The 12,231-nt window shown below is 58.0% G+C and carries 14 protein-coding genes; 7 read left to right on the top strand and 7 right to left on the bottom strand.

The window, feature by feature from the left end; all coding sequences use genetic code 11:
• Positions 1-12 precede the first annotated feature (12 nt).
• From OJ965_RS02700 to OJ965_RS02680, 5 genes are all read right to left on the bottom strand, one after another.
• Positions 13-1,143: an ROK family transcriptional regulator gene (locus tag OJ965_RS02700; protein WP_265137726.1), complete on the bottom strand. Its 1,131-nt coding sequence runs from the start codon at positions 1,141-1,143 to the stop codon at positions 13-15.
• Between the two features lie 238 nt (positions 1,144-1,381).
• Positions 1,382-2,122 carry a replicative helicase loader DnaC gene (gene dnaC / locus OJ965_RS02695; protein WP_009088239.1) on the bottom strand — a complete coding sequence of 247 codons (741 nt, stop codon included), beginning with the start codon at positions 2,120-2,122 and terminating at the stop codon, positions 1,382-1,384.
• Positions 2,122-2,658, bottom strand: coding sequence for a primosomal protein DnaT (dnaT, locus tag OJ965_RS02690; protein WP_009088241.1), 537 nt, complete (start codon positions 2,656-2,658; stop codon positions 2,122-2,124). Before dnaT ends, dnaC begins: the two co-directional genes overlap by 1 nt.
• Before the next feature lie 111 nt (positions 2,659-2,769).
• On the bottom strand, positions 2,770-3,450 hold the full coding sequence (locus OJ965_RS02685) for a hypothetical protein (RefSeq protein WP_167432063.1): 681 nt from the start codon (positions 3,448-3,450) through the stop codon (positions 2,770-2,772).
• A 75-nt stretch (positions 3,451-3,525) separates the two neighbouring features.
• Positions 3,526-4,212: an autotransporter gene (locus OJ965_RS02680; RefSeq protein ID WP_140029601.1), complete on the bottom strand. Its 687-nt coding sequence runs from the start codon at positions 4,210-4,212 to the stop codon at positions 3,526-3,528.
• A 152-nt stretch (positions 4,213-4,364) separates the two neighbouring features.
• Here OJ965_RS02680 and OJ965_RS02675 point away from each other — a divergent pair, with 152 nt between their 5' ends.
• The 4 genes from OJ965_RS02675 (at position 4,365) to OJ965_RS02660 (ending at position 7,911) form a co-directional block, all read left to right on the top strand.
• Entirely contained in the window at positions 4,365-4,931 is a 567-nt protein-coding gene (locus tag OJ965_RS02675) for a DNA-3-methyladenine glycosylase I (RefSeq protein ID WP_033736113.1), read from the top strand.
• A 109-nt stretch (positions 4,932-5,040) separates the two neighbouring features.
• The gene (locus tag OJ965_RS02670; protein ID WP_154929055.1) at positions 5,041-5,703 is read left to right on the top strand and encodes an OmpA family lipoprotein; all 663 of its coding nucleotides are present in this window, start codon (positions 5,041-5,043) and stop codon (positions 5,701-5,703) included.
• Between the two features lie 136 nt (positions 5,704-5,839).
• Positions 5,840-6,820: a LacI family DNA-binding transcriptional regulator gene (locus OJ965_RS02665; RefSeq protein ID WP_009088250.1), complete on the top strand. Its 981-nt coding sequence runs from the start codon at positions 5,840-5,842 to the stop codon at positions 6,818-6,820.
• A gap of 65 nt (positions 6,821-6,885) precedes the next feature.
• Positions 6,886-7,911 (top strand): LacI family DNA-binding transcriptional regulator, encoded by a 1,026-nt coding sequence (locus OJ965_RS02660; protein ID WP_009088252.1) that lies wholly within the window; start codon positions 6,886-6,888, stop codon positions 7,909-7,911.
• Positions 7,912-8,021: 110 nt separating this feature from the next.
• Here OJ965_RS02660 and OJ965_RS02655 read toward each other — a convergent pair whose 3' ends face one another.
• Positions 8,022-8,225, bottom strand: coding sequence for a hypothetical protein (locus OJ965_RS02655; protein ID WP_111208014.1), 204 nt, complete (start codon positions 8,223-8,225; stop codon positions 8,022-8,024).
• Complete coding sequence (mchS3, locus tag OJ965_RS02650) at positions 8,222-8,638, bottom strand: MchS3 family protein (protein ID WP_154929054.1); 417 nt, start codon at positions 8,636-8,638, stop codon at positions 8,222-8,224. The genes OJ965_RS02655 and mchS3 overlap by 4 nt, the downstream gene beginning before the upstream one ends.
• Positions 8,639-9,036: 398 nt before the next feature.
• Between mchS3 and OJ965_RS02645 the strand changes: the two genes are divergently transcribed.
• The 3 genes from OJ965_RS02645 to OJ965_RS02635 are packed head-to-tail and all read left to right on the top strand — an operon-like array spanning position 9,037 to position 12,073.
• Complete coding sequence (locus OJ965_RS02645; RefSeq protein WP_046100902.1) at positions 9,037-9,786, top strand: hypothetical protein; 750 nt, start codon at positions 9,037-9,039, stop codon at positions 9,784-9,786.
• A 9-nt stretch (positions 9,787-9,795) separates the two neighbouring features.
• Positions 9,796-10,758 (top strand): sugar kinase, encoded by a 963-nt coding sequence (locus OJ965_RS02640; RefSeq protein ID WP_009088257.1) that lies wholly within the window; start codon positions 9,796-9,798, stop codon positions 10,756-10,758.
• Between the two features lie 34 nt (positions 10,759-10,792).
• Complete coding sequence (locus OJ965_RS02635; protein WP_009088258.1) at positions 10,793-12,073, top strand: MFS transporter; 1,281 nt, start codon at positions 10,793-10,795, stop codon at positions 12,071-12,073.
• Positions 12,074-12,231 lie beyond the last annotated feature (158 nt).

The following is a 12,231-nucleotide window of genomic DNA, read 5'->3' as shown; positions in this document are numbered from 1 at the left end:
GTCTCTGCGGCCTCACACCCGCTGCTCACTCTGCTCCAGCACCGCCAGCGCCAGCCCGTTCGCCGGATCAATCCGGGTCGCGGGGAAGTGCAACTGGGTGTGCGTGGCGGTAAAGGCGAAGGCGTTGCCCTGCGCCGTGTCGCGCACCGCTTTGCAGAAAAGCTCGCTGGCGCTCCACGGGCAATCAATGATGATGGTGGCGGGGTTCAGCAGCAGCATGATCTGACTCAGCGCCGCACCGAGATAGCCACCTGCCTGGGTCATCACCGTATCCACCACGCGTGGCGCGCTGTCGCGGTTCTGCCAGCTCAGGCCAGGCTGATGCTGCGCCAGCAGCTGATTCACGGCAGGTTTGCTGACCAGCGCCTCCAGACAGCCGCGCCGGCCACAGCTGCAGCGTGGCCCGCCGGGCTGAACGATCAGATGTCCCGCCTCACCCGCCGTCCAGCTGTGTCCGGTAAAGACGTCGCCATGCTGGATCAGTGCGCCGCCGATGCCTTCGGCAATCCGCAGATAAAAATGCCCGCTCTCCACGGAGAGTCCGTGCTGCTCGACGGCCAGCAGAGCCGCCGCTTTGACATTGTTCATGATGCGGATGGGCAGGCGAACGTGTCTGCGCAGCGTGCTCAGCAGGTCAACATCCTGCCATTCAAGCGGCAGGGAGAGATGCATCCAGCCCCGGCGGGGATCGACGATGCCGGGAAAGCCAAGGCCGAAGCCAAGCAGATCGGGATAGCGCTCTGTCAGTTCCCGGCAGAGCATCGCCAGCTCCGCCAGCAGGCGGGTCGGGTTACTGGTCTCGGTGCGCAGCGTCTGTTCCGCCAGCACCTGCGAAAAGTAGTCGCAGACCCGCCAGTGGATGACGTTGCGTTCCACCATAATGCCCGCGCTCTTGAGCTTTTCCGGCCGCAGGGCGATGCCGATTTTAGGCCGTCCGGCGGCCGCCACGCTGACCGGTCCCAGCTCCTCAATCAGCCCCTGATCCAGCAGGTCATCGATGATGAGCGAGACGGTGTTCTTACTGAGTTCCAGTGCCTCCGCCAGATCCTGACGCGACGTGACGCGCAGTTTACGTAACCGGGCCATTACCCGTTTCTGATTGTTCAGTCGCAGGAGTGCAGGGCCTTTGCCGTTTGTTTTCATCACGGATCCACCCAACAGAGGAGACAGATTTCAGTGTATCAGCCCGTGAGAAACGTTGATCTGACACTTTTGTGTGCTGTTTCACACAACCTCGCTATCAGGGATAACCCTCGGCAGCAGGCGGGCGGGTAAGCGAAACGGTGCGCGTTTCGGATAAGAGGGAGAGAACGAGAGGACAGCGGTGCGGCCCCGGAAGGAGAGCCGCACCAGCGGAGAGAGGCGTCAGCGCGCGGTGGAATTAATATTCGTCGCCGCGCACCCGGCTGCGGTAACTTTCCCAGTCAAACCGCACCCACAGGCTGTTGCCAAGCCGCATACGATCCATCACGCGCTCGCCCAGCAGGGCATTCATACCGGCATGGTCGAGGTTCGATAACATGCCGGTCGGGCGTTTGGAAGAGGAGCGGCGATCGACGATCTGGTTAATGATCACTTTTTCATAGCGCGATTCGCTCTGCATACCGATCTCATCGATCACCAGCAGGTCGACACTGCTCAGATCCTGAATCAGCCGCTCTTCGGTAATGCCGCTGCTGCCGCTGAAGGTGCCCTTCATGCTCGACATCAGGTCAGCGACCGTCACGATCAGCACGCTTTTGCCGCGCAGGATCAGGTCATTGCCGATCGCCGCGGCCAGATGGTTCTTACCGGTGCCGGGACGTCCTGAAAAGACAAAGCTGGCGATGCTGCCGTCAAATTCTGCGGCATACTGCCGTGCCAGCTCCAGCGCCTTACGCTGGCCCTCATTCTCAACCCGGTAATTATCAAACGAGCAGTTGATATGCAGTTCGCGAATGCCGGAACGGCCCATCACGCGCTGCATTTTCATGGCGCGGTTCTCGCGTACTATCGCCTCTGAGCGCAGGCGACCCTGCTCCTGATTCCACGCCAGCAGCTCCTGGCCATTGGCAAATTTGGGGCGGGTGCCTTCAGGCATCATTTTTTTCAGACGGCTAAAGAGATCGTTTGGCGTTTTCATCATTCACCTCGGAAACCATCGGGAATGGTACGGTCAGGATCGGGCAACTGGGTGATATCACGCTTCGGTTGCCCGCCATTTGCGGCGCGGTTCATCTGGATGCTGCGCGCCAGTTTCTGCTGCCACTGGACATGATGGAACATCCGGCCTTCCGCCTGCCAGTAGGCGACAAAGGCCGCCAGCTCGCCCGGCGTGACGGCTTCAGCCAGCGCCACGCCCCAGATCGCGGCCTGGCGCGTAAAGTCGGCATCCGGCTGCCAGCCCGGATACATGGCGAACTTCCCGGCCGGTGTGTGGATCGCGGCGGGCGCATCGTCATACAGGCTGTCATCCAGCGCCACATCATTCGGTTGCCGGGCGGCTGCTTCCAGCGCCAGCAGCTCGGCCAGACGCGCCGGGGTGATGGCATACATCACCGGCGCATAGTTATCTAACACCGCCAGCGTGCCCTTTTCCGCCTGCTGCAGGGCAGTCAGCGGATCCTGTCGGAAGGCATCCAGGCCAATGAGCGTTGAAGTTAAGATTTTAGCTGACATGAAAAGACCTGAGGTTAACGAACACCTTGCGCCGGGAACCTGTCGCCAGCGCAGAAGGGGTTATTGTACCTTTTTTAACGGAGGGGATCGCTTAAAAAGCAGGAGTGCGGGTCAGTGCGAGGTCACCGGCGACGTGGCATGGCGGGCCGGTACAGATTCCGGTGCGCGCACGGTAAGGGCGGCAGCGGCGGGGCGGGTCTGCCATACATAGCGAACCGAAGCGAGCCAGCACAGACTGTATCCCAGCAGCTCAGTCCCCTCTTCGGCCATGTTTTTCACCACCCGGTTGTAATCCCCCAGCATCAGGTGCTGCCACAGCACATGCACACCAAACAGGCGGGAGAAGACCAGCACCACTAAAAAGCCGGAGGCCATGACCGGCCAGCTGCGGTGCTGCACCAGGGCAGCCAGCGCATGCACGCTTTTTTTCGGCGTGCGCAGCGCGACGGCCAGTGAGCCCGCGGTGACGGCCAGCGCAAACCAGACCCAGCTGCCATGCTGAATGGCATCAAACACGAAGTCGAGTTCACGGATCAGCATACAGGCGTAAAAACCGGCGACCAGAGTCAGCGCGCCGCGCTGATCGGGACGGCGTCGGGCTGCGATAAAAAAGAGTGCGGCGATGGTCGCCAGCATCACTTCCTGAGTGGTTTCGGTGAATGAGGTCTCATGCAGTGCGTCGTTCATCCAGGCGACGTCGATGTAGACAGGAACGATGGTGAGGGCAAGAAACAGCGCTGCCAGCAGAAAAACCGCGATTTCGCGGCCAATAAGAGTGAGATCGTTGCGCATAGTGTTACCAGTATAATGATTAGCAGGCTCATTATATTTTAAACGCCCGACCGCCTTTCTCTTTTCATGCCCCGCTCAGAAGCTGGCGCTGAAGCCGAAGCTGTAAAGTTGCTGTTCCTGATTATTCAGCGCTTCGTTTTGTGAAAATGAGGCGAAAGCCGCCAGATTGTCGTTCAGCGGCAGCTGCGCCCCGATACTCAGGTCGATGCCCTCGCTCTGATCCGGGCCGTTCGTCGCCTCGCGGCGGGGAGTCTGGGGCGTCTCCGCCAGCAGATAGCGATAGCTGAGCTGCGCCCAGGGCGATATCCATCCCTGCTGCGAATCGATGCGCCAGCCGACGCTGGCACTCTGCTCGCGACTCTGCTGATCGCTGTAGTCACATTGCAGACAGTTTATAGGTTGCGGATCGACGGCATACTGCGCCACCGGCCCGGTGGTGAGCGACGGCGCAACAGGCATCTCCACGCCAGCCCGGTAGCGTTTTCCCAGCGGGGTGGTGCCTGCGCTGCCGGTTTCACTGTGCAGCGCGATGGGTGAGGCGGTGGGAGAGTTAATGGCGGCTTCAAACAGGGCGCGGTTTTCGTCACTGAAGGTGAGGGGCGTCAGCGCGATCTTCTCTGCCAGTATCGTGTCGTAGTCCGGCAGAAAGTCGGCGTGTGGCGGCGCAGAGAGGCCGCTCCGGGCAAAAGCCGGTGCCATTAAGATTAACAGCCATGCAGCACAGCAGGTTCTCAGACCTTTCCAACCGCTTTTCGGCGACATCTCTTCTCCAGGCAGGGCTGAAGTTATTATCCGGCGTCGTAATTAAAATTCGCGCTGTCTCTGTTATTTAACCGCTGATCGTTTAACTATCAACCGATTAATTTTAAGATCAAGCGGACCGCTAAAATATTCTCGTTAAAAGGAACAAAGCGATGCAACGATGTGGTTGGGTAACACAGGATCCCCTCTATCTGGCTTATCACGACAGGGAATGGGGGGTGGCGCAGAGAGACAAGCGTGCGCTGTTTGAGATGCTCTGTCTGGAAGGACAGCAGGCGGGACTCTCCTGGATCACCGTGCTGAAAAAGCGGGAAAATTATCGCGCGGCGTTTCACCAGTTTGATCCGCAGGCGATTGCGCAGATGGACGCGCCAGCGATCGACCAGTTGCTGCTGAACAGCGGCATTATCCGCCATCCCGGCAAAATCGCCGCCATTATCGCGAATGCCCGCGCTTACCTGGAAATGGAGGCGAAAGGTGAGGATTTCAGCCAGTTCGTCTGGCAATTTGTCGATAACGTGCAAATCGTTCACCATTATCCCGACTACAGCCTGGCCCCCACCACGTCAGAGCAGGCCATTGCGCTCTCAAAGGCGTTAAAGCAGCGTGGTTTTAAATTCATCGGCCCGACAATCTGCTATTCCTTTATGCAGGCCTGCGGGCTGATAAACGATCATCAGAGCAACTGTTTCTGCCATCCTGATGCCATTACCCGCTGATTCTCCATAAATCAGGATTTTTCCTCATACATCCCTGTTCCACAGGCGGCATAATCGTGCCACTTATGGGGAAGGTTTTCCCCTGTGTCTCGACTGTAAGGGAACAAAAATGCAGAAGAAATTAATCGCGATCACCCTGTTACTGAGCAGCAGCCTGGCCCTGCCTGGCTGCACCACCAATCCTTACACCGGTGAATCACAGGCGGGTAAGTCAGGCGTAGGCGCGGGCCTGGGCGCATTAGTGGGTGCCGGTGTCGGCGTGCTTTCATCGTCGAAGAAAGATCGCCGTAAAGGTGCTCTGATTGGTGCCGCAAGCGGCGCGGCACTGGGCGGTGGCGTGGGCTACTACATGGACGTGCAGGAAGCGAAACTGCGTGACAAGATGCGCGGCACCGGCGTCAGCGTGACCCGTAATGGCGATAACATCGTCCTGAACATGCCCAACAATGTCACCTTCGACTCCAGCAGCAGCAATCTGAAACCCGCAGGCGCGAACACCCTGACCGGTGTTGCAATGGTGCTGAAAGAGTATCCAAAAACGGCGGTAAACGTCGTGGGTTACACCGACAGCACCGGCACCCGTGCGCTGAATATGCGTCTCTCTCAGCAGCGTGCTGAAAGTGTCGCCAGCGCGCTGATCGTGCAGGGCGTGGCCAGCGATCGCCTGCGTACGCAGGGTGCAGGCCCGGATAACCCGGTTGCCACCAACAGCACCGAAGCCGGCAAAGCGCAAAACCGTCGCGTTGAGATCACACTCACCCCGCTGGGCTAACCGTGGTCGCCCCCTCTCGGGGGCGCCCTTTTTTCTGGAAAGTCTCACGTTAAAAGCACCAGAAAGCGTTCTGTGGATAGAGCCAGCAGAGGCTTTATGGTAGCCTGATCAAAAATTGATCAGTGGAAATTCCCCTATGTCTCTTAAAGCCATCGCGGCGGTTTTAGGTCTCTCTGTCACCACCGTCAGCCGCGCCCTCAATGGTTACCAGGATGTCGCTCAGGAGACGCGTAAACGCATCGAAGCGGAGGCGCAACGGCGCGGCTACCGGCCTAATGCGGCGGCCAGACGGCTGAAAACCGGTCGCGCTAATGCGGTGGGCCTGGTCTGTCCGCCGGGGGCTTCGCCTCTGAGTGGCAGCGATTTCAGTGACATGTTACTGGCACTGGAGCATCACCTGGCCGGTTATGATATTAACCTGCTGCTGCTGACAGATAAGCAGCAGAATCCTCCGGCGCTCACCCGCCTGTTGCGCAGCGGGGCTGTCGATGCCCTGATTATCGGCCACACCCGGCCAGATGACTGTCGGCTTCATGCGCTGCTGCAGACCGATTTTCGCTTTCTGACGCTGGGTCGCAGCGATCTGCCCGCCACCTATGCCTGGTTTGATGTTGACCACCTTGCCGGTTCGCAGCTGGCGGTGGAGTGGTCGCTGGCACAGGGACGGCGGCGGATCGCCTGGCTTGGCAGTGAGGAGAACAGCAGCCGCGCGCGCGACCGGCGTCAGGGCTATCTGACGGCGCTGGGTGATCTCGCGCCTTATGCGATGGCGGCAGTGGCACCGACGCGCCGTGCCGGCTATCAGCAGACCCGGCAGTGGCTGGCAGAGGGGCCGATGCCGGAGGTGATCATCACCGACTGTGGTGCGCTGGCGGAAGGCGCGGCTGTGGCGCTGCATCAGGCCGGACGCGCAGCGGGTGAGGATGCCATCCTGCTGGCAGGCTGGGAGGGATTACCGGGGGATGCGATTCTCGATCATCCCATTGTCGCGATTCGTCAGGCAACGCCACATCAGGCCGGAGAGCAGGTGGCGGAGATGATTGTCCGGCTGATCGAGGGTGCGCCGCCGGAGACGTTACAGACCCTGTGGCAGCCCTGGCTGCAATTACCGGCGTAGCGCTTTTTGCTCCGGGCTGCGCTTGTGCTAGTCTCTGCCGAATTTATAATTTTGCAGGATATCTCATGAAAACCAGGCCGCCTCGCGCCACCATCAGCGATGTTGCTCACGCGGCTCGGACCGGTAAAACCAGCGTTTCACGTTATCTGAACGGTGAACTGCATCTGCTCTCCGCCGATCTGAAAGCGCGGATTGAACAGGCGATAGCGGACCTCAGCTATCGTCCGAGCCAGATGGCACGCGGTCTGAAACGTGGGCGTACGCGCCTGATTGGGCTGATTATCGCTGATATCACCAACCCCTATTCCGTCGATGTCATGAGTGGCATTGAAGCCGCCTGTCGTGAGCAGGGCTTTACGCTGCTGATGTGTAATACCAACAACGAAGTGGATCTGGAGCAGCACTACCTCCAGCTGCTGAGCAGTTATCAGGTTGAAGGCATCGTGGTTAATGCGGTCGGGATGCGCGAAGAGGTGCTGAATCATCTGCAGCAGTCCCTGCTGCCGATGGTGCTGATTGACCGCAAAATCCCCGATTTTCCCTGCGATGTGGTGGGCCTGAACAACGCCGAAGCGGCCGAAACCGCTACGCGCCATCTTGTCGACAATGGCTATGAGGCTCTGATGTTTCTCAGTGAGCCGCTGGGCAGTGTCAATACGCGCCGCGAGCGTCTGCAGGCGTTCCGCCATCTGCTGGCGGCGCATCCGCAGGTTGAGCATCAGAATGTGGAAGTGGTGCTGCATCAGCCCGATGCGCTTGACGCGGCGCTGCTGGCATTCCATCAGCAGCATGCGGGCAAACGCTGTGCGGTAATGGTCGCCAACGGGGCGCTGACGCTGCAGGTGGCGCGATCGCTGCAGCGACTCAACCTGCAGTGGGGCCGCGATATCGGCCTGCTCGGTTTCGATGAGCTGGAGTGGGCGGCGCTGGCTGGTGTCGGGATTACCACGCTGAAACAGCCGACCTGGCAGATTGGCTTCAGTGCGCTGGAGCGACTGATTGCCCGTATTGATGGCAGTGACCTGCCGGTTGCCGAACAGGTGTTCTCCGGCGAGCTGATCGTTCGCGGCTCCAGCCAGCCGCTTCCCTGAGGTGCAGGTTTGTTCTTACTTCGGGCTGAGCGGGCAAATCAGAGAGTGTGCCGTTAAGGTATTGTCGAAAGGGACGAAAGAAGCCTGCTCAGGACAGGCTTCTTACTGGCTTACAAAGGCAGGCCGGAGAGAGTTAAATTAACAGCACACACGCTGAGAGGGCCTGGGCCTGGCGTCGAGAAAACTTTTATATTATCAAACCATTCATCCGGGCTTCCCCCGAAGATAATAAAGTTTTTTTCTGGCTCGCCTGAATCACTCATATTCACGGCGCCAGCAACGCGTTCGGCTTCTGACTTATCTATGTTTCTCATTTCGATCTCCTTAATTTGCATCCGTGTAGTCGTATATTTTCGATAACCTTTTCTAAGGATTCCTGCCTGAGGATGTCGCCCGTTAATAGCGTTACAGGCAGATTATTATATTCTTTTCTTACTTTTATTTTGTCTATCTCTTTTTTCTGCCAAAGACCGCATGCCGCCCAGGCTTTACCTTCAGACGTGGCGGTTGCAGATTCCATCACACTTTCAAATATCTTTACGGAGTTGTTATCTTTTAAAGCTTTTTCGTATATCAGTTGTTGTGGCATTTCCTTCGCAATAAATCCATTGAAGCCCATCGAAAATAGAGTGGCAGTGGAGAGTTCCTTTTCTATGTCCTGATCGGGTTGGGCTGAAACCGTTGTTAATCCTGAAGCAAGTAATCGTGTTATTAAAATCCATTTCATCTGCAAAACCTCCGTTTGCTATCTTATTACCGACTATAAATGACGCTGAGCAATAATAGGATGGAAATAAAGGAATTAAATTTAACAGCATCATAAAATGACGGTTTTGGTTTTTTCCGATCCGTTTTTGCATTAATCCCGCTAACGCTTTTCAGTAACGATGACTTCATAGCTATCCGCATCCCTCTTAACATGATAAAAATCCTCACTTTTTTCCTTCATCGGAGCTCTCTGATATGCACTTAGCGTACAATCCTGCGTTTGTAAGCCTCAGACCTCTCTTCGTGCTCGCTTCGTGAGCACGATCATAGTTTCACAGTTTGCTGCTTTGCTTTGGAACCGGTTCCATTTAGGGTTTTTGTATCCGCTACGCGCAAAAACCTGCCATGGAGCAGAACATGAAACCTGACATCATTGTGGTGACCGCCGCTTATGGCCATGCGCAGATCGCCGCACTCGGCGGCCAGACTGCGCTGCTGCCGATCATTCAGCAGGCTGGTGCTGATGGCGTCGAAATCCGCCGCGAACTGCTTGATGACGCGGCGCTGGCCGATCTGCCCGCACTGGCGCAGGCGGTGGCACAGCATCAGCTTCAGGCCAGCTATTCGGTGCCCGATACGCTGTTTTGTGACGGCGGCGAAATCAATCCGCGCATAACCCACTACGTTGAAGAAGCACGCCAGTTAAATGCGCAGCGGCTGAAAGTCGCGCTGGGACATTTCACCGGTTCACTTCACCGTGAAACGCTGCAGGCGCATCTGGCAGCACTGCCGTGTGAACTGACGGTGGAAAACGATCAGACCGAACAGGGCAAACTCGCACCCTCCGTCGCGTTTTTCACGGCGATCAGAGAAGCCGGGCTACCGATCACGATGACCTTCGACATGGGGAACTGGTGCTGGACCGGCGAAAACGCCTTCCAGGCCGCGCAGCAGCTGGCCGCGCAGGTCGGCTATGTGCACGTCAAAGCCGCCGTTCCGCATCAGGAGAGTTTCCGGGCAATTGCGCTGGATGAGGCGGACGCTGGCTGGCGTGACCTGCTGCAACAGCTGCCCGGCTCGGTGCCGCGCGGTATTGAATTTCCGCTGGAAGGCGACGATCTGATTGCGGTGACGCGCCACTATGTGTCGCTGCTGCGCAATGTGTAAGGAGTAAAAATGAGTCATCACACCCAATATCACACCGGTCCGCTTGATGTGGTCACCATCGGCGAAGCGATGGCGATGTTTGTCGCCCGTGAAACCGGCGATCTCGCCGCCGCAGAGACCTTTGTTAAACGCGCAGCAGGCGCAGAACTCAATGTCGCGACCGGCCTGGCGCGTCTTGGCCTGAAAGTGGGCTGGGTCAGCCGGGTTGGCGATGACGCCTTTGGTCGCTTTATCTGCCAGCAGCTGAAAAAAGAGGGCATTGACCACGCCCGGGTCACGGTCGATAACCGTTATCCCACCGGTTTCCAGCTGAAATCCAAAGTCGATGATGGCTCTGACCCGCTGGTGGAGTATTTCCGTAAAGGCTCGGCGGCCAGCCATCTGTCGGTTGACGATTTTGACGCGGACTACTTTGGCTCGGCACGCCATCTGCACCTCAGCGGGGTGGCGGCAGCGCTCTCAGAGAGTTCACTGGAACTGCTGAAGCACACGGCCAAAGAGATGCGCGCGCGCGGGAAAACCATTTCGTTTGATCCGAATCTGCGGCCGGTGCTGTGGCGCAGTGAAGAGGAGATGCGTAAGCAGCTCAATCTGCTGGCGGAGTATGCCGACTGGGTACTGCCAGGCGAAAAAGAGGGGCTGATCCTGACCGGTTACCGTCAGCCGGAAGCGATTGCAGATTTCTATCTCGATAAGGGTGTGAAAGCGGTCGTGATTAAAACCGGTTGTGACGGCGCCTGGTACAAAACCGCACAGGGTGAACAGGGACAGGTTGCGGCGATAAAAGTCGACAACGTGGTCGACACCGTAGGGGCCGGTGACGGTTTTGCCGTCGGCGTGATCAGCGCCCTGCTGGAAGGTCAGACGCTGCCGCAGGCGATTCGCCGCGGCAATAAAATTGGTTCGATGGCGATTCAGGTCATTGGTGACAGCGAAGGTCTGCCGACGCGTCAGCAACTGGGCGACGAGTAGTTCACGCGCCCCTCTACAGACACAGGAGTTCCCGATGAAAAAGCAGACAATCGCGCCAAAACGCTGGTGGTTCATCATGCCCATCGTGTTTATCACCTACAGCCTGGCGTATCTCGATCGTGCAAACTTTAGCTTCGCCTCTGCCGCCGGGATTAATGACGATCTCGGCATCACCAAAGGCATGTCCTCGCTGCTGGGCGCGCTGTTCTTCCTGGGATACTTCTTTTTCCAGATCCCGGGCGCAATCTATGCCGAACGCCGCAGCGTGAAGAAACTGATTTTCGGCTGCCTGATCCTGTGGGGTGGCTGTGCATCGCTGACCGGTGTGGTCAGCAACATTCCGATGCTGGCAGCGATTCGTTTTGTGCTGGGCGTGGTGGAAGCGGCGGTGATGCCGGCCATGCTGATTTACATCAGCAACTGGTTTACCAAATCGGAACGTTCGCGCGCCAATACCTTTCTGATCCTGGGGAACCCGGTCACGGTGCTCTGGATGTCGGTGGTGTCGGGCTATCTGATCGAATCCTTCGGCTGGCGTGAGATGTTTATCATTGAAGGGATTCCGGCGGTCATCTGGGCGATTGCCTGGTGGTTCCTGGTGCAGGATAAGCCGTCTCAGGCGCGCTGGATGAGCGATGCAGAGAAAGCGGCCCTGCAGGCTGAACTGCAAAAAGAGCAGGAAAACATCAAGGCGGTGCGTAACTACGGTGAAGCGTTCCGCAACCGCAATGTGATCATCCTCTGCCTGCAATATTTTGCCTGGAGCATCGGTGTGTATGGCTTTGTGCTGTGGCTGCCGTCGATTCTGCGTAACGGCACACAGATGGGCATGGTTGAAGCGGGCTGGCTGTCAGCGGTGCCTTATCTGGCGGCGACCATTGCGATGGTCGTGGTCTCCTGGGCGTCGGACAAAACCCAGAATCGTAAACTGTTTGTCTGGCCGCTGCTGCTGGTGGGGGCGCTGGCGTTCCTTGGCTCTTACCTGGTCGGCTCAAGCAACTTCTGGGCCTCCTACACCCTGCTGGTGATTGCCGGTGCCGCGATGTATGCCCCTTACGGACCGTTCTTCGCCATTATTCCTGAGATGCTGCCACGCAACGTCGCGGGCGGGGCAATGGCACTGATCAACAGTATGGGTGCACTGGGGTCATTTATCGGTTCATGGATCGTCGGCTATCTTAATGGGGCGACCGGCAGCCCGGCAGCCTCCTACATCTTTATGGGTTCGGCTCTGCTGGTGTCGGTGTGGCTGACGCTGATAGTGAAACCGGCGCAGAACAAAGCGCCGCCGCTGCGGGGCGCAAAACCGGCCTGAAAGCGTAAACGCTGAATCGGGCTGGCCCGGTGCAGGTCCACAACGCCTGCACTGTTCGCACAGGCCTTGCCGGGCCTGTACGGAGGCCGCCCGGGCGTAAACGTCAGTCTCTGTTTTCTCCGGGCGGCCCGCAAGCCGCCCGCTACTTATTTGTTTGA

It is taken from the genome of Pantoea anthophila (assembly GCF_026104315.1).
GTDB classification, from domain to species: Bacteria; Pseudomonadota; Gammaproteobacteria; order Enterobacterales; family Enterobacteriaceae; genus Pantoea; species Pantoea anthophila.
This window is presented reverse-complemented; position numbering and strand designations above follow the sequence as displayed.

Excerpts from the sequence above, each read along its gene's own strand:
- OJ965_RS02700 (WP_265137726.1), bottom strand. The coding sequence starts at position 1,143 with ATGAAAACAAACGGCAAAGGCCCTGCACTCCTGCGACTGAACAATCAG.
- dnaC (WP_009088239.1), bottom strand. The coding sequence starts at position 2,122 with ATGAAAACGCCAAACGATCTCTTTAGCCGTCTGAAAAAAATGATGCCT.
- dnaT (WP_009088241.1), bottom strand. The coding sequence starts at position 2,658 with ATGTCAGCTAAAATCTTAACTTCAACGCTCATTGGCCTGGATGCCTTC.
- OJ965_RS02685 (WP_167432063.1), bottom strand. The coding sequence starts at position 3,450 with ATGCGCAACGATCTCACTCTTATTGGCCGCGAAATCGCGGTTTTTCTG.
- OJ965_RS02680 (WP_140029601.1), bottom strand. The coding sequence starts at position 4,212 with ATGTCGCCGAAAAGCGGTTGGAAAGGTCTGAGAACCTGCTGTGCTGCA.
- OJ965_RS02675 (WP_033736113.1), top strand. The coding sequence starts at position 4,365 with ATGCAACGATGTGGTTGGGTAACACAGGATCCCCTCTATCTGGCTTAT.
- OJ965_RS02670 (WP_154929055.1), top strand. The coding sequence starts at position 5,041 with ATGCAGAAGAAATTAATCGCGATCACCCTGTTACTGAGCAGCAGCCTG.
- OJ965_RS02665 (WP_009088250.1), top strand. The coding sequence starts at position 5,840 with ATGTCTCTTAAAGCCATCGCGGCGGTTTTAGGTCTCTCTGTCACCACC.
- OJ965_RS02660 (WP_009088252.1), top strand. The coding sequence starts at position 6,886 with ATGAAAACCAGGCCGCCTCGCGCCACCATCAGCGATGTTGCTCACGCG.
- OJ965_RS02655 (WP_111208014.1), bottom strand. The coding sequence starts at position 8,225 with ATGAGAAACATAGATAAGTCAGAAGCCGAACGCGTTGCTGGCGCCGTG.
- mchS3 (WP_154929054.1), bottom strand. The coding sequence starts at position 8,638 with ATGAAATGGATTTTAATAACACGATTACTTGCTTCAGGATTAACAACG.
- OJ965_RS02645 (WP_046100902.1), top strand. The coding sequence starts at position 9,037 with ATGAAACCTGACATCATTGTGGTGACCGCCGCTTATGGCCATGCGCAG.
- OJ965_RS02640 (WP_009088257.1), top strand. The coding sequence starts at position 9,796 with ATGAGTCATCACACCCAATATCACACCGGTCCGCTTGATGTGGTCACC.
- OJ965_RS02635 (WP_009088258.1), top strand. The coding sequence starts at position 10,793 with ATGAAAAAGCAGACAATCGCGCCAAAACGCTGGTGGTTCATCATGCCC.